Source organism: Natronocalculus amylovorans, assembly GCF_023638035.1.
Lineage (GTDB): Archaea > Halobacteriota > Halobacteria > Halobacteriales > Haloferacaceae > Natronocalculus > Natronocalculus amylovorans.
The window spans coordinates 83,379-100,934 of record NZ_JAKRVX010000008.1; the positions used below are offsets into that span (position 1 = coordinate 83,379).

Here is a 17,556-nt window from a genome sequence, read left to right on the forward strand (position 1 = left end):
CATAATCACACACATACATGCGAAGATAACTAACATGCAACATTACGAGGACGAATAATGGGAATATTACGGTACACAGTTTACCGACTTATTCAAGCGGTGCCCGTTCTGTTTGGGCTCTCAGTGATTACATTTTTGCTTGCGAATTCGATGCCCGGCGATCCTGTCAGCATTATGCTTGCAGAGACGGAGAGCGATCCAGAACTGGTCGCAGCGCTTGAAGCACAGTATGGGCTTGACCGCCCGCTCCATGAGCGATATGTGAACTACATGATTGGACTCGCTCAAGGGGACTTGGGGTATAGCCTCTATTACAACGAACCGGTACTGACGAAGGTTGCAGAGCGACTCCCAGTGACAATTATGCTGGTTGCTTCATCGTTCGTGTTTGCGATCGCCACCGCAATTCCACTCGGTGTCATCGCAGCAAAAAACCGAAATCAGCCAAGCGACCACGCCTCCCGAATTGTCGCGTTGATTGGTGTCAGCACACCATCGTTCTGGATTGGCCTTATGCTGATAATCATCTTTGCGTATCAGTTGGGGCTATTACCTTCATCCGGCATGGTCTATCCATGGCATTCACCCGATGACTATCGATTTATTGATTCATATCTCGGCATTGGGTCAACACAGGTTGGTGGGATCACGCTCCCGTGGCTTGAGGGATTATACTATGAAACCGCCCGCCACTTGATCTTACCAACACTCGCACTTGGGACGTTACACATGGCAACAATCATGCGGATTGAGCGATCGTCAATGATTGAGTCGCTCCACGCCGACTACGTGCAGCTTGCACGAGCATACGGTGTCTCAGAGCGGAAGATCATGCGCAAGCACGCATTCAGGGTGTCACAGCTACCGATCGTTACAATCATTGGTCTTAACCTTACGACTGCACTCGGCGGTGCGGTGTTAATCGAAGAGGTGTTTGCAATCAATGGGATGGGCCGGCTGATCATTACTGCGATACAGAATCTTGATTACCAGCTCGTTTTGGGTACAACGCTGTTCTTTGGTGTTGTATTCATCATTGGTGTAATCATCACTGATATCTCATACGCGTATATTGATCCACGGGTCAGCTACGAGGAGGATAGCTAATATGGCACACGCAGATCCAGATACACAAGCAGATGTTGAACAAGAGCCGGTAGATGACGAGTTCGAAGCAAAAGTTGGACTCTCATATACACTTGCCAAAGTGAAACAGGATACTACTGCCCGGCTTGGCATGTATATTGTTGGCGCTGTCATTTTCCTCGCAGCGTTTGTAACGATTGATTCAAATATCTCAACGCTCACATTTGGCCGCATTGACAATTTCGTTTTTGCAGAGAACGTTCTCGGAAACCACCCAGAACGACACCCACCAGCAGCAGAGGCAGAAACAACACTGCCACCATTCTTCGCTGATGGCGGTGTCTTGTCACATCCACTCGGAACAGACATTTACGGACGTGACTATTTCACACGGCTCATTTACGGCTCACAGGTATCCGTGACGGTCGGTATTGTCGCAACTGGGATTGGCCTCATCGGTGGGACGATCGTCGGTGCAGTCTCCGGCTACTATGGTGGCTGGATTGACGATGTCTTCATGCGGACGGTTGAGATTTTGTACTCGATCCCAGCACTCGTCCTTGTGATTGTCTTTACCGTGTTTGTCAGCGGTGGCAGACCGGATATTCAGTATGCGGTGATCGGTGTCGGTATCGCATTCATTCCGGTCTTTGCCCGTTTGATCCGATCGCGTGTTCTGTCTGTCCGTGAGATGGACTATATTGAGGCCGCACGGGCTTCAGGAGTCAGGGACCGAAATATTATTCTTCGACACGTGATTCCGAACAGTTTCGCACCAGTGCTGGTGCTTGCAACATTACAGATCGGTGTAACAATCCTGATCGTTGCTGGCCTTTCGTTCCTCGGATATGGTGCACAGCCACCAACCGCAGACTGGGGGCAGATGCTCTCAAGCGCGCGTGGGTTCATGTTACCAAGTCCGTGGCTGAGTATTTGGCCAGGGTTGGCAATCCTCGTTACCATTATGGGATTCAACCTGCTTGGAGACGGACTTCAGGATGCACTCGATCCACGGATTAAAGACTAATATGACTGATGAACCAATTCTAACCGTTGAAAATCTCAAGACCCAGTTCTTCACTGAACAGGGAGTTGTACGGGCAGTTGATGGGATTTCATTCGATGTATACCCCGGTGAGATTGTCGGGCTTGTCGGTGAATCCGGTGCTGGGAAATCCGTTGCTACATCAAGTGTGATGCGGCTTGTCGATAACCCGGGTGAGATTGTCGGTGGCGAGATTACATATAAAAATAAAACGCTTGTCGGCTTCGAACGTGCTGGTGATGAGCTTGTGCCACGCGATGAGATGCTCACTAACGAAGAGATGCGAACACAAGTCCGTGGCAACGAAATCGCCATCATTTTTCAAGACCCGATGGAGAGTTTGAATCCGGTCTATACGATCGGACACCAACTGAAGGAGTTTATTCTACTTAACCGAGAGCTTGACAAAAAGGCTGCTCGCGAGGAAGCGATTACGATGCTTCGAGAGGTTGGGATACCTGAACCTGAGGAGCGCTTCGATGATTATCCACACGAGTTCTCCGGTGGCATGCGTCAGCGCGTACTTATTGCAATGGCGCTTGCTTGCCAACCGGAGCTTATCATTGCGGATGAGCCAACAACAGCGCTTGATGTGACTGTTGAAGGCCAAATATTGGAACTCGTCAAAGAGCTTCAAGAGGAGTATGGTACCAGTTTCTTATGGGTGACACATGACATGGGTGTGGTTGCAGAAATCTGCGATCGTGTCAACGTCATGTATCTTGGAGAGATTGTTGAACAAGCAACTGTAGATGAGCTATTCTACGAGACACAGCATCCATACACAAACGCGCTATTGAACTCGATCCCACGACCCGACCAGACAATCGAGGAGTTAGTGCCAATCAAGGGGGTAATGCCCGAAGCGATCAACCCACCATCTGGGTGTCGCTTCCATACCCGCTGCCCTGATGCACGCGAGGTTTGTACCGAAATTGAGCCAACATACAGTGAAATTACCACATATGATGGTTGGCCGCATAACGCATCGTGCCTCAAGCACGAGGACGTTGGCTACGATGTTAGTGAACCGATCGAGAATGAAGCCAGAAAAGGCACAGAAGGAACGGAGGTAGTCCAATGAGCGACGCAACGACAGTTGGCAACGATACTGGTGATATAGAAGCGGGAGAAACCCTCATGGAGATTGACCATGTCTCGAAATACTTCTCTTCGGGGAGTGGATTCCTCTCCGGATTCTTTGGATCGCCTGATGTCAAAGCTGTTGACGATGTTTCCTTTGAGATCAAAAAAGGCGAAACGATCGCGGTTGTTGGCGAGTCCGGCTGTGGGAAGAGTACGCTTGCACGAACTGTTCTGCAGCTACTTCGTCCAACAGCTGGCAGTGTTCGATACAAGGGACAGGACCTCACTGAGCTCTCTGATAAAGAGATACGGCCGCTCCGGCAGAACATGCAGATGATCTTCCAAGATCCACAGTCGTCGCTCAATCCTCGGATGAAGATCGGGCAGATCGTCGAGGAGCCGATGAAGGCACATGGACTCTACGACAGTGAGGGTCGCACAGAGCGTGCGAAGGTGCTTTTGAACAAGGTTGGACTTGACCCATCGCACTACAATCGCTACCCACACGAATTCTCCGGTGGGCAACGACAGCGTGTAAACCTTGCCCGAGCATTGAGTACAGATCCTGACCTCATTATGTGTGATGAGCCTGTAAGCGCACTTGATGTGTCGATCCAAGCGCAGGTACTCAATACGATGCAGGAGCTCCAAGACGAGTTTGGCGTCACATACCTGTTTATTAGTCACGACCTTTCTGTCGTTCGCTATATTGCCGATCGGGTTGCAGTGATGTATCTTGGACAGATCGCAGAACTCGCAAATAAAGAGGAGCTCTTTGAGAACCCAAAACATCCATACACTGAGGCGTTGTTGGACGCAATTCCGGTTCCAGACCCCCGCGCAACAAATGCCCGAGGAACGCTGGAAGGGGACGTTCCAAGCCCGATTAATCCGCCATCCGGCTGCCGCTTCAGGACTCGGTGCCCGAAGGTTATCCAGCCTGGAGCACTTGGAAAAGAACCAACAGACCTCCCAGACGAGGTTCAAGCGGCTCGGTTGCAGTCATATGAATTAGAGCCTGCCGTGTGGCAAGATACGCTAGCGTTCACTCGTGCGGTCAATCGTCGATCGTTTGTACTTGACGAGGGTGAGTCGGATCAAACTGAGATCTCACTTCCACCAGAGGAAGTACGAACGCGGCTTGAGAGTTTGTTCTTTAAAAATGGATGGCCTGAAGGGGAGGTTGAACGAACAATTAATGCTGCGATCGACTCGCTCTCGAATGGTGAGTGGGAAGACGCAGCGACGTTGCTCTCGAACACGTTCGAGGAGAATAGTATTTGTGCGATCGAACAGCCAACGTACACTGTTGCTCCAGAACGTGGTGATATACACGTTGTAAACTGTCATCTGCATCGATAACGACGCTTCAGCTACGATCGAACTTCAATCTCTTTTGACGCCGTTTTGACAACAGGAGTGGTGACAAATGCGGTCACCGTGTGGATTCCACGGGAGAGCGGCTCCCAATGAGTTCGGTCGTCTACACGCTTAATCCGTCCGTCCCAGCTAATCGCGTGCTTCTTTGTTTCCCCGGCTCGAAGTTCAATCACGTTCTGTGACTTTGGTTGATAGTATATCTCCTCGCTTGCGTCGACCAACCCATCTACTTTCCATCCCCAAACGCGTGTCTGTGTGGTTAGAATACGAATTGGTACGGGGAGTCGGTTTCGGATCAAAATAGTAATTTTAATCGGCTCATCCACTGCGTAGTGGTTCTTGTCAGTTTGTATTGAGACGGTTACCGATTTTCGAGCAAGCCACTGTGGAATGATCTGTGAGACTCCACGGGTAAAAACGTTCGTTGGTTCATCAAATCCGAACGGATCTGCCTCGCGATCCGATCGTGGCCCACTTCCTTGCACATCAAGGCCAAACGGTAGGACATAAAAAGAGCGTTCTGCTTTTGTGCTCACTGAATCAAGGAGCGGGTTCCGCCGTTCACGGTGGGGCGGATGTCAAAACTGAATACAAGGTCGGAACTACTATGTGCAGTCAACGGCGGATATATACTGAATGCAGGGTCTAGTGACGGATGTAGTCGGGGGTATGTATGACTAGTTCTCAGTCCGAATCGCTACAACTAGATCGAAATGCTGGGAGGATTGTCGTTGTTTGTGGTCCACCGGGAGTCGGAAAGACAACGGTTGCAGAGCGTGCTACCGCGCAACTGTCTGGAGAGCTGCTCCGAACAGATGTGATTCGTAAAGAGTTGTATCCGGAGCCAACATATAACGCCGAAGAGTCAAAAGAGACGTATCAGACGTTGTTCGATCGGGCAACGACGATCGCAGACAGTGGCCGCACTGCTGTCGTTGATGGGACGTTTCGGACTGTCAAGATTCGAGAGCGGATCAAACAGCGTGCAGATGCTATTGCTGCGGAATTCTCACTCATCACTGTCACCTGTGATGAAGGAATCGTCAAAGAGCGGATTGAGTCACGAGATGATATTAGCGACGCTGATTTCGATATTCATCTCATGATCAAAGACGAATTTGAACCGATCGAAATGGAGCACGAGGTTGTAGACAACTCACGCGATCTCAGATCGCTTCAACAGCAAGTTGATGAGGCACTTGGTGTTGCGTCACTGACGCCACGGTAGCGACTTTTCAACGCCGCTCGGAAGTTCGTACTGCTGATCGAACCGGTGCCAGACAACGATCGTTGCTGGCAGGATAAGAATCGATGCAAGGTATGCGTAGAGGACACCAAGTGCAAGCAGCAGTCCGAAGTCTTGAATGAGTGGAATAAACGCCAAAAACAGCGTTCCAAGCCCAGTCACTGTAGTGAACATACTTCCAGTTAGTGCGCCACCAGTTCCACGTGCGGTGATCATGAGGGCTGCATCCACATCGCCTCGATTCTCAAACTCATCAACAAATCGGTGCATAAAGTGCACTGTGTAATCAACACCGAGGCCGATCGAGACGGCGAGGATTGGCGCATTGATCGGTGTCAGTGCAATATCGAGTACCCGCATCGTTCCAGCAAGCGCACCAACAGTGACAACAATTGGGACCAGATTGATCGCACCGTACACTGCACGCCCCTCAAGCCACCGATATGAAAGTATCAAGAAGACACCTGTTAGAATAAATGCGACAAAGAGGCTTCGAATAGCCGAGTCAGTAATCTGGTCAATCACCACCTGATTGACAACCAGATCCCCAGTTGCAACCGCATCAAGACGCATTGCATCTGCAATCCCTTGTGCATCTGCAGTGATTGCTGCTTGCTCAGCGTCAACGTCAACATCGTAGATAATTCTGGCAGCGCTTCGATCGCTCGTCACATAGGATGCAGCGTCGCCGCTTCGTGGGGAGTCAAACAGCTCTTGATAGATGAGGTCTATATTCTTGTCTGGAACGCCGTCACCGGTGCTATCGGATGCTCGCACGAACTGATCGAATTCAGGGTCCTCCGCGGCTCGTGAATCGATCACATCAAGAATACTATCTGATTCAGCCCGCCGATCGGTTGCTTCAATAGATGGTGGTGGATTCTGTATTGCTCGATCGATCTCACGTAACGCAATATCCGATCTGACCTGTGGGTCATCAATAAACACGGTTACCGATCCAACAAATGCAACCCCAAAGTCGTTCTCGAGCCGATCGAGCACTTGCATAAATGTATAGTCACTCGGTGCAAGCGGCCCAGGAAGCGATTGGTACTGATCAATACGCTCTTGATCCGGGAAAAATGCCTCTTCAGAGAACTCTGTATCAACACCCGCTCCCAAGAACCCGCCTGCTGCACCGATCAGTAATGCGAATGAAAGCACAACAACTGGGGCAACACGTGCGAGCCAGACGCCGACCGGCAGCACACGGCCAAGGATGGAGTCCTCGTTGCCAAGCGGTGCAACACCGAACGTTGGGATTCTGCGACCCTCTCTGAAATTGTCCAATCCAACCTTTCCTGCGGGGAGGAACACTCCGAAAATGAGGAATGTGAAAACCATTCCCGCAGCAGCGACGATACCGAACTCTCTGGTTGAGTCGAGTGAGCTTGTGAGGTTTGCAATGAAACTAAATACGGTTGTGATTGTCACAATCAGGAAGGCAGCGGTTAGCTGCGTTGACGTAAGTCGCATTGCTTCTGTGATCGCTGCACCTTCGGCCCGCTCTTCACGATAGCGATTGATTATATGAATCCCAAAATCAATCCCAACAGCGAGTAGCAGTGGAAATACGGTGACCATTGAATCCGAGAATGGAATATTTGCATATCCCATGAACCCAAACGTCCAGACGAGCGTCATCACTAACGCGGTCACCCCGAGTAGTAGATCAAGCGGATCGCGATACGCCACGATCAAAAAGAACATGATGAGCAAGATTGCGGCCGGGAAGACCACAATTGCAGTATCCGTCAACAGCTGTAGAATCTCATCTTCTAGGATCGCATCCGCAAAGACAACGACATTGTCTCCCGCAGTAAAGCCATCAATCGCGTCAACGATGTCAACCGTCTCAAACTGTAACGACGCAGCATCGCCTGTGTCTGCGCTTGCAGGGACGTCATAATTAACAAACACCTGCATTACTGACGCGCTGGCTGCTGGCGCGCTGAAATCTTGACTCACTGGGCCAAGCGCGCCAGACTCGTCTGCATCTTGGATTGCACGCTCAATCTGCCGATCGGATGCACGCTCGATCGATTGATACTGTTGCTCTGCAGTATCTGCAGTTGGATCGAGCTGTAACGCAATATTTGACGCCGGGCTTCCGGTTGAACTCACTCGAAGTCTGTCTCGCGTCTCTAGTTGGTCCTGTGCATCAAGTATTCGGAGTAATACGGGTTTCGAGAGGACGTTCCGATCGTCGCTAATGAACAGTGTCGCACTTGAGCCTCCGCTTGCCCGTTGATTTTGCGAGAACCGCTCCTCCATCTCCTCAAGCGCATCTGCTTCCTCCAAGTCGGCCGTAAACTGATCTGCCCCTGCCTGCTGTTCGCCGGTCCCGCCGATTCCAACTACAAAGAAGACTGTCAGTAGAAGAAAGACCCCAACAACACGCCATGGGACTGTGGTGATGTATCTGTTGATGATCGGTGTGACTGGGTCACTCCGTTTTGTCTCGGACGTGTCATCCGTGGGCCCAGAGGCTGTCATCTACTGCTCTTTAACCCGCTCTTTATATACGAAGTATCCTGCACCACTGGCGATCGCCACCACACCGATGATGGCAAGTATTGAGAAGAGCCTCGAGAGCCCACCATCATCTGCTGGCGCAGTCACCAGTACTGGATACTGATATGTGTCTGAGAGAACGGTATTTCCTCGCTCTGTCTCATACTGAAAGTCCAACTCCACTGGGTAGGTCTTCTCCATTACACCACTGGATGCAGAAAGCGAGAATACAATTTCAGCTGATTCTCCTGGATCAAGCCCCGACACAAATGCTTCGTCACTGCCTGAAGAGAATGGGCTGTCAGTGAACAGTTTTGCATTGATGTTGGATAGGCGTTCAGGGCGTTCGTTCGTGATCTCAAGGACAAGTTCAGTTGAGCCGCCTGCAGCGACCGACACATTTGAGTCTGTTATCGAGAACTCGCGTTGCTGGTCAGTAATTTCAACACGCTCGGTGATTGGGCCGACTGTTGCGGGTTCTTGCACACCGCTCCCGTACTCAATTGTGAACCGAACCTGACGTGGACCTGCATCCGCTTGGCCGCTAATATCCGTTGGGAAACGGAACCCACTCGCTTCGTCTTCCTCCAGCTCTGGCAGTGCGAACCGTTGCTCATCGATCGAAATCGAGTCACTCACCGGCTCAATAATTAATACCGCATCGTCAACGCTTCGGGGCCCATCATTCCGAATGTCTCCGGTGATGACGCCGCTGTAGCCGACAGCAAGCGTGTCATCGAAATTCTCGATCGAAAACGAGAGCTTGTCGCCAACATCAACCCGCTCGGAGAGGGGATCGCTTGTCACGGTTGCTGGACCATCATTTGCGTACTCAACAGTGAATCGGACTTGTCGAGGGCCACCTTCCGACTCGCCAGAAATATCTGCATCATACGAGAACTCGGCAGTGTCTCCTGATTCAAGTTCGGGGAGTGCAATACGTGGCTCTGATACGATCATGGACTCACCAGCAGGCTCGAGAACCAACACACCGTCGGTTACGTCAGTTGGGCCGGTGTTTTCGATCGTTCCTTCGATCGAGCCATCCTCTCCAACAGCAAGATCTGCATCAAGGTCTGTAATCTCAAACGTTGATTTTGCAGCCGTTGGGAATGGATGTGTTATACTAGGCGCTTCCTGTGTCACGCCATCTTCATCTTCATATGCAATGATTGCTTCAAGTGGGATTGCGCCCTCTTCAGCAGCCTCTGCAATCGATGTTGCAACGCGAACAGTACCAGTGTCTCCATCATCTACATCTCCCAAATAGACTTCTGCAGTGCCCTCACCAAACGTGAGGCCACTCCCACCGGTGAGCGTTGCTCGCGCATCTATTGCCGGCTCATTTCCGATATTCTCAAACTCGATCGTGCTTGTGCCACTCATCCCCGGCTGAAGGTCCGAGTCAATGTCTGTAATCTCAAACCGTGCATCGTCACTGACTGAGAGCGTAACGTCCACTTGTCGGAGTCTTGATCGATCGTTCACAGAATCGGAGTTTGGTGAGATCGACTGTGTATGGGTGTATCGGACATTAAGCGTAACATCGTACTCGCCTGCTTCAAGATCTCGTGGGACTCCAAGACGGAGGTCGGTACTTACTGTCTGTCCGTTTGAAATTGTGCCGACTGATGTCCGCCCGGAACGAACATCAAATGGCCCACTGTCACGGACTTCTACGTTGACTCCACGTGCGGCTGTCACAACGTCTGTTTGTGTTCCCGTTTCTACCTCACCATCATTCTGTAACTGGACCGTGATTGTCTCCTCATTGCCGGGTGTCACCTCATTCTCCGGCACAAACGCGGTAATGTTTGGCTCACCCCGTGTGAAACTCTGTCCGGCGACGATCGCTGCGCTTACTGAGAGTAACAAGAGCAGCACGATCGCAATACCGATTGCCGATCGGCTTCGGGGCTTCATCGACGACAAACACCCCCAATACCGCTAGCAGGAGCGCACGATCCCATCAGTCAAGCACCTCACAGCGAACAAAAAAACAGACTGCGTTTCTGTGGGTGGTTGTGATACGCGAAATATTCATCTATGATACTACACTAACTGTGACCACATAGCTGTACTGATTGAACGTTCAATCAACAACGTTAACATACCTACACTGGGTTCACTACACAATGACTATTTCAGCGGACGAGTCGGCTGGGACTCGTGAGCAGATTCTTGTTGCTGCATATCATGCCCTTGAGAAACATGGGTATGCTGACCTCACGATCGGCCGAATCGGCGAAGAGTTCGACAAAAGTACATCGCTTATATACCACCATTTTGACGGGAAAGATGATCTACTGCTTGCGTGCTTGGAGTTTATGTTAGACCAGTTCGCAGGCACCACGGCACACAGTGACCATACGGATCCCAAATCGGATCTTGAGTCGTTTATTGAGCAGGTATTATCTATTGAGGGTGATGCCCAGCAGTATCAGCTCATGGGCTCACTGGTTGAACTCCGACTCCAATCGACCCATAACAATGGCTATCGGGCGCACTTCGATCGTAGTGACCTTGTCATCCAGAATGCGTTGGCGGAAACAGTTACTGCAGGCATTGAAAACGGTGTCTTCAAACAGTGCGATCCAGATGCCGTTGCAGCGACAATCCACACGCTTCTTATTGGTTCGTCTGTGCGACTCGTAACAACCGGTGGTGATGGCTGGAAAACATCGGTCCGAGATGAGATGTTCGCATATCTGGCCGATCGCGTTTACGCATGATTGTCTTGCAATGTCAACAGCGACAAATATCTACCACTCTTATTATTCGATAGATGAGTCTTCGATCTGATCTTGCATCCGTCCTGCTGGCTGATACTGCGGCAGTTCGATCGAAACTAGACGCAATCTCACAAACGTATGGTTTCGCACTTTCTGATGAAACAGCGAGTCAGTCGCCGGAGCCATATTTTGATGCGCTCGATTTTACGCTTTCATCTCGCGACAAAGAACTGATCGCTCGTGTACAACAGCTGGATAACGCGCCGCTTGGGATCACGCTCACCGGGCCCGCATATCAGGATACACCAATTCTGTACTCAAACAAGACATTTCGATCATGGGTACAGTATGAGCTTGCGGAACTCTGTGGAAACAACCCGCGACTACTGCAGGGCCCAAAGACGAGTGACGAGCCTCGGGCAGACTTTCGAGAGGCGCTTTCGATTTGGGAACCGGTGACAGTAGAGATCCACAACTACCGAAACGATGGCACAGTATTCACGAATCGGGTCTCACTCACACCGATTCCTGATGAGAGCGGGACGATCGCCAATTGGGTCGCAATACAAGCGCCGATCGACTAGTTTCGAAAACCAGTGGGTTTTGGTTAGTTACTGATAGGCGTCAAACTCCTCGCCGAAGAGCACGAAATAGGCAACGCCGATCATTCCGATGATAGACGCAATTATGAACGATATCTCCGGGTTGACGAACTCCCACAAAAATCCACCTAACACGCCGCTCGGGATTACGATCGCACCGCGAACGAAGTAGTACGAGCCAGTCACTCGACCGCCTGCACCTTTTTCAGCCGGTCCAACAATCAGTGCCTTGTGAGCCGGTAACCCCGCAAAACGCAGCCCTGAGAACGCGAACAGTGCAATCAGTATCCACGGGTTTTCTGGCGCAAAAATCAGTATAACCGGGAAGATAGCATACACTAAAAATCCAAGCCCGACGATCGGCTTGAGGCCAACACGCTCTGCGATTTTAGCAGCAGGAGCCATCGTGAGAAGTGCAACAAACATCTCAACGCTCAGGAGAATACCGAAGAACGCGGCTGGCGACAGACTGACCGTGCCAAACACAGGAAGCGTCACCGTCAGTCCGATCCCCATCAGTTGGGTGATCACAAGGATGAAAAACGCGTATACCATCCCATTAGCGAATCGCACGAATGTGTCCGCCACCAACAATGGGCGCAACGGATCTGGAAGCGCTTTTAGGTCCGTGAGAATCTGACCGAATCCTTGAAACTCCTTGCCAACGGTGTCTTTCTCGGATTCGTACAGCAGATGTTGTACAATTGTGCCGAGAATCGCGAAGACGATTGCAATCATGAGCACCCACAGGAAGCCGGGCATGAGTTGGTCGGCGACGAGTGCAGCGACAATCAACGGCGCAATCAGGAATGCAGTTCGACGGAACGTTTCCGTACTCGCGAACCCACGAGCCAGCCGGCTCGGTTCGGTTGCCTGCTTGACGATCGCGTAGTGACCGCCGATCCCAAATGACTTCCAGCACTGAGCCAACAACAGACCGACAAACACCCAAACCCACGGTTCAAGGACGAACGCGCCAAGGTCGATCGCCGGAATGTAGGCCGCAGCAAACCAGATCGCAAATCCGAATGTTGACAGAAAGCCAAAGACAGTCAAGGCATATCGTGATCCGACGCGATCGGAGACAACCCCACCGTAATATGGAAAGACCGCTCCGATCACGTTCCCGAGCGTGGCGAACAGACCGACAATGAATCCAGTTGCGCCGAGGAAGAACAGATACTCGGGGAGGAACCGGTTGGTCATCTGAAAGCCCAAGCTGAACGCAAACATCGCCAACGAGAGAACAAGAACGTCTCGCTGAAGCGAAAAGAACTGCCGGAATGCATCCATTGGTCCAGCAACTTCGACCTGTTGTTCGCTCATAATCTATCTCACTCAGTTACGAATATAAATACCATCGAAGCCAGCCACTTGAGTCGAAACGTTGGCACTATTCAGTAATCTTCAGGGGAGAAACGAACTCGGGTCTTTTTCGTACAGTTCCCACATCGTGATCTGTGCGTCTCAGATCGCTGCACTACGCGAATGCGTTTCACTGGCGAGATCGTCCCACGTGAGGATTCCAGGAAAAATAAGTGGGATCGTGTAGGATCTGACTGAATCCCAGTTCGGTGTCTCGCCAGTGAACGCTTCAGCAACGAGTTCGGTCGTTCCCTCGGTGTATCGTGGCCGCGGTTAGCGATCACGATGTAGGTGCTGTCGACTCGCTCACTACCGCAGGATTGCTTTCATTGTGACCACACCCACTATAATATTTCCAAGTGAGTGCGGCTGTAGCCTCTTGACGCTATAGTTTGCTTTTTTGCTTACGGAGCGTTCACATTCTTTGTACTGAATTAGAATACCTGTTTAGTTTTATAATTATTATTGGTTTTGTACACTATCGCGTGGTTACGTACATATGAGGTATCTACGGCACCTACCTACAAATTCCGTAAGCAAAACTATCTATTGTCACTACCATAGAAATTTGTTGGCTGTTACCCAGATAATCACCAGATCACAACGGCTAACAGAGCGTCGGGCGAGAGCCCAACGGGTGAAAGTGATCTGTACAAGTCCTCGCTAAGCAAGATACTTGCATTGGGGGAATGTATGTGGAGTACAACATTGCGTGTGTCGACAATCGAGAGGATTAGTGGGGCCCTCAATGTGTGTAATAACAACTTATTTAATTATGCTGGATGACATAGATACCCAACAAGTGGCACGTACGAGACCAAACTCAGGTATTTTAGATAGACTCGCTACAAAACTAACAGCAGATCTGCCTTTGCCTGTTGTTATTGCTTCGGCACGCACAGAAAAGGTTGTAGCAGTCAATACTGCGGCGACAATTTTATTTGATAAAGATCAATCATCACTTGTCGGGAGTCATCAAACTGAACTTCACCCTCCTGAGTTAGAAGAACAACATAGGGAACTATTCAGAACTGCAGTGGATGGAAATGAAGATATAGTTTATTCTTATGAAAATGAAGGGGTAGTTGTTCAACAGCGTGATGGGACAAAAGTCCCGGTTGATGTACGTACATATACGGTTGAGTATGACAACGAGACCTATGTTGTTGGTCTGTTTGAGGACGCTCGTGATCGACTTGCTCGTGTTAAGCAACTTACTGAACAGTCGACTGCAATCGAGTCATCACCTGCTGGTATTGCCATTTTAGGGCCGGATGGTACCTACAACTACATGAACCAAGCTCACGCAGAACTGTTTGGATATGAGACACCTAAGAAGTTGATTGATGGCAATTGGCAGCAGTTTTACAGCGATCAAAGAGTCGCAGAGATTGAGACCGAAGTTCTCCCAGTACTCGAAGAGAGTGGTAACTGGGATGGCGAGCTAACCGGCCAGAGACGGGATGGGTCCGAGGTAGTACAACGCGTGTCACTAGCGACGCTACCGAACGGCGGACTCACGTGTGTGGCGATAGATCTGACCAATCGCGAACAGACACAACAACGACTTGCTGAGGTCCGTGAACTCGGTGAAGGGATAATGCTTGCAAAAAATGTTGATCAAGCACTCACACTGACCATCAATGCACTAACCGATATCGTTGACCGACCGCTTTCGGGGTATTGGCAGCACGACAAGGATACGGATGAGTTACTCCCTGTTGAGCTCTCAGCTGGTATGAAAGAACTTATTGAGACCACACTTACGTTTGAATCTCCCCAATCACCTGTCGGACAATCGTTTGTTGCAGGTGAGCCGGCGTGTCACCCAGACTTCCCAGTGACAGCGTCGGACCTCAATCGCGATACGTGTCTTTCATCAGCATACATTGTGCCGGTTGGTAAGTACGGTGTGCTGATTGTTGGGTCCAGTGAACCTGAAAATTTCCTAAAAGAGGACAAAGAACTCATTAGAATCATTTCTCGCCATCTCCAGGTGGCATTACTACTCATTGATGAGCGAGAACAGTTGCGTTCAGCACGTGAACGCGCTGAAGCTCATGAAGCCCAACTAGAGCGCGTCATTGATACTGTTCCACAGTTGATTTTTGCGAAGAATACTGACGGTGAATTCATACTTGCGAATGAGGCAGTCGCCGACGCGTACGGAACAACAACCGAAGCGTTAGTTGGCTCCACCGATCTGGACTTCTCTGCTACAGAGGACGAAGTGGATGTATTTACTGAAGATGATCGATTGGTGATTGAAACCGGTGAATCGATACATCGAAAACGCGAAACACTTACTGACTCGGACGGTACTGAACGAATACTTGAAACGTGGAAGATTCCGTTTAATTCGGTTAATAATGGTACAGACGCGGTTCTTGGTGTTGCAAACGATATTACCGAGCTTGTCGGTGTCCGCGAGGAGTTACGTAGACAAAAGCAGTTGCGCAAGCTCACATCTCTTAGTAATGAGTTACTGCAAACGTCGACTCTCAACGAAGCGTTTTCTGTGTGTGTCGACGCCGTTGAGGATGCTGTAGAAGATGTTGATTTGATTACTATCTATCAATATGATGATGGCACACTTCACAAACAGACGTCGAAACATGCAGATGGGTTCTTTCCACCAAGAATTGAGCCTGGTGAAAGTGCCATCTGGCAAGTCGTTGGTGCGGATCGCAGCCAATGGATCCACCAAGATGGGTTTGGACCGCTTGGCAATCCTGAGAATAGTACAGATTATGGCCAATTGTTAGCCGTGTCTATCGGGAGAGAAGCAGTCCTAGCTGTCTGTACGAAAGAATGTACAGATGAAAATAAAGACTTCATCACGGCAATAGCTAACCAGACCCAGACGGCAATAACGCGGATACAACAAGCACAGTCAATACAGAACCTATCTGGAAATGTCACAGAGGTTTCACAGCGGGCAGATCGTTACCAACAGGTCTGGGAAGTGTTTATACATGTGGCACGATCGATAATAAAAGCTAGAACGCGTGATGGTGTGGAGGCTGCTATCTTATCGTTTGGAAACAAACTCACCGACTATACTCACGTTGGAAGGTATAATCCGATTGAAGATCGGTTAGATATAACCAGCGTCTCCTCTGAAGGAGGTCCCGCAAAACTGTATAGCCGTGACAAACGCTTTCCGGCAGTCACTGCTGCTGCAGAAGTAACGACCGAACTTGTCGATGGGACCGATACCCAAGAACATTCTGAATGGCTTCGTCAGCTACTGTATTTCGGCTACAGATCGTCGCTCGCCGTACCTCTTGCCAACAATGACACAGTGTATGGCGTCTGTGAATTCGTGAGTACTAGCGTTGAAGATATTGACCAACCACTAATCCAGACTGCTGAGACACTTGGGCTACTTGCTGGGTCTAAGATTGCCTCAATGGAAGCCTCTGATAGTTCCAACAGGGAGATTCGTTTTACCGTTGAGTGCTATGGTTGTTCGCCGTTGTTCCCCGGTCTCCCTAGCGAGAGTACGTTCATCTTTGATGTATTCACACTATCTAAAGAGCAAATCGCCTTTTTACGCGGAGAAGTCACCGGCCTGTCGTCCGAATCTGTAAGAACGTATCTTTCTCAGGTCCCCAATATAGAAATCGAGTCAATAGAGCAGTTGGACACTGGTATCTGTGAAGTCAGCCTTCGAATAATCGGTTCTAAAGAATCAGAGCTTAGGCGTTTGTTTGATTCGGTTGCTGGCCAGCAGGTAAATATGGCCAAAATACGGTGTCAACCGGATGTGGACGTGTTTGATTTGCGAACAGTCAATAACAAATCGGTCGCCGAGACACGAAGCCAACTTGAGTCGCTGTATGATTCGTGTTCGCTTCGAAGGAAAGAGTCTGTGAGACAAGACAAAATACGGACGGATGCTGACACGTCTAATTTGACTCAAAGACAGAAAGAAATCCTTGAGATTGCTGTCCAACAGGGATACTACGCTAGCCCACGTGATACGAGTGGTGCAGAACTCGCTGAACAACTTGATATCTCTTCATCGACATTACATCAGCATCTTAGGGCCATTGAACACAAAGTCATGCATTCGTTTTTCCAGAGGTCGTAAGAGAGTGTAGGTATTGACGTCCTCCCGCTGCTAAAGATGTCGCAAGAAATCTTTGATTTATGCCGTGCGAACGAGGCCACCGGTCTCGTTAACACGGGAATCCATGAAGTGGGTGTTCAGGTTGCGTGTTTCCTTGGTTCTCAAGGTAAATGGTAAGGCATCCTACTCTAATTCCAAATCTATTGTCACTTCATCGCTTTCAGAGGTCATTATTTAACAAAGCAGTTCACATCAAAGTCCAAAATATATCGTATACGGTACGTACATATCAGGTATGTAGCTAATTATACCAATATCTCTGAAAGAGTCTATAGTATACTCAAAATCATTTGTTTGATTAATGTTGTACAATCAAATATGCTTGCACAGATTTAAACACAATAATCAAAACCGTTCGACAGATG

12 protein-coding genes are annotated in these 17,556 nt (G+C 49.7%); 8 read left to right on the forward strand and 4 right to left on the reverse strand.

From position 1 onward, the window contains the following. Positions 1 to 57 precede the first annotated feature (57 nt). Genes AArcSt2_RS14700 through AArcSt2_RS14715 form a run of 4 tightly spaced genes read left to right on the forward strand, consistent with a single transcriptional unit; the run spans position 58 to position 4,579 of the window. On the forward strand, positions 58 to 1,107 hold the full coding sequence (locus AArcSt2_RS14700) for an ABC transporter permease (protein WP_174654856.1): 1,050 nt from the start codon (positions 58 to 60) through the stop codon (positions 1,105 to 1,107). Position 1,108: 1 nt separating this feature from the next. After that, positions 1,109 to 2,113: an ABC transporter permease gene (locus AArcSt2_RS14705; protein ID WP_174654855.1), complete on the forward strand. Its 1,005-nt coding sequence runs from the start codon at positions 1,109 to 1,111 to the stop codon at positions 2,111 to 2,113. 1 nt (position 2,114) lies between these two features. After that, the gene (locus tag AArcSt2_RS14710) at positions 2,115 to 3,215 is read left to right on the forward strand and encodes an ABC transporter ATP-binding protein (RefSeq protein WP_250585688.1); all 1,101 of its coding nucleotides are present in this window, start codon (positions 2,115 to 2,117) and stop codon (positions 3,213 to 3,215) included. Next, entirely contained in the window at positions 3,212 to 4,579 is a 1,368-nt protein-coding gene (locus AArcSt2_RS14715) for an ABC transporter ATP-binding protein (protein ID WP_250585690.1), read from the forward strand. The genes AArcSt2_RS14710 and AArcSt2_RS14715 overlap by 4 nt, the downstream gene beginning before the upstream one ends. Before the next feature lie 11 nt (positions 4,580 to 4,590). Here the strand turns inward: AArcSt2_RS14715 and AArcSt2_RS14720 are convergent, their stop codons facing one another. Next, a complete protein-coding gene (locus AArcSt2_RS14720) occupies positions 4,591 to 5,133 on the reverse strand; it encodes a DUF7974 family protein (RefSeq protein ID WP_250585692.1) in 543 nt (180 codons plus the stop codon). Between the two features lie 137 nt (positions 5,134 to 5,270). Here AArcSt2_RS14720 and AArcSt2_RS14725 point away from each other — a divergent pair, with 137 nt between their 5' ends. After that, positions 5,271 to 5,825 carry a P-loop nucleotide/nucleoside kinase family protein gene (locus AArcSt2_RS14725; protein ID WP_250585694.1) on the forward strand — a complete coding sequence of 185 codons (555 nt, stop codon included), beginning with the start codon at positions 5,271 to 5,273 and terminating at the stop codon, positions 5,823 to 5,825. Here the strand turns inward: AArcSt2_RS14725 and AArcSt2_RS14730 are convergent. Continuing rightward, the gene (locus AArcSt2_RS14730; RefSeq protein WP_250585696.1) at positions 5,808 to 8,339 is read right to left on the reverse strand and encodes an efflux RND transporter permease subunit; all 2,532 of its coding nucleotides are present in this window, start codon (positions 8,337 to 8,339) and stop codon (positions 5,808 to 5,810) included. The genes AArcSt2_RS14725 and AArcSt2_RS14730 overlap by 18 nt on opposite strands. Next, complete coding sequence (locus AArcSt2_RS14735) at positions 8,340 to 10,280, reverse strand: COG1361 S-layer family protein (RefSeq protein ID WP_174654849.1); 1,941 nt, start codon at positions 10,278 to 10,280, stop codon at positions 8,340 to 8,342. It lies immediately after the preceding gene. A 212-nt stretch (positions 10,281 to 10,492) separates the two neighbouring features. Here AArcSt2_RS14735 and AArcSt2_RS14740 point away from each other — a divergent pair, with 212 nt between their 5' ends. Together AArcSt2_RS14740 and AArcSt2_RS14745 are read left to right on the forward strand one after the other, a co-directional pair. Beyond that, positions 10,493 to 11,089, forward strand: coding sequence for a TetR/AcrR family transcriptional regulator (locus tag AArcSt2_RS14740; RefSeq protein WP_174654848.1), 597 nt, complete (start codon positions 10,493 to 10,495; stop codon positions 11,087 to 11,089). A gap of 53 nt (positions 11,090 to 11,142) precedes the next feature. Continuing rightward, positions 11,143 to 11,673 carry a PAS domain-containing protein gene (locus AArcSt2_RS14745; protein WP_174654847.1) on the forward strand — a complete coding sequence of 177 codons (531 nt, stop codon included), beginning with the start codon at positions 11,143 to 11,145 and terminating at the stop codon, positions 11,671 to 11,673. Between the two features lie 27 nt (positions 11,674 to 11,700). Here the strand turns inward: AArcSt2_RS14745 and AArcSt2_RS14750 are convergent, their stop codons facing one another. Next, positions 11,701 to 13,017, reverse strand: coding sequence for an MFS transporter (locus tag AArcSt2_RS14750; RefSeq protein WP_174654846.1), 1,317 nt, complete (start codon positions 13,015 to 13,017; stop codon positions 11,701 to 11,703). A 910-nt stretch (positions 13,018 to 13,927) separates the two neighbouring features. Between AArcSt2_RS14750 and AArcSt2_RS14755 the strand changes: the two genes are divergently transcribed. Beyond that, the gene (locus AArcSt2_RS14755) at positions 13,928 to 17,152 is read left to right on the forward strand and encodes a PAS domain S-box protein (RefSeq protein WP_250585698.1); all 3,225 of its coding nucleotides are present in this window, start codon (positions 13,928 to 13,930) and stop codon (positions 17,150 to 17,152) included. Positions 17,153 to 17,556: the final 404 nt, after the last annotated feature.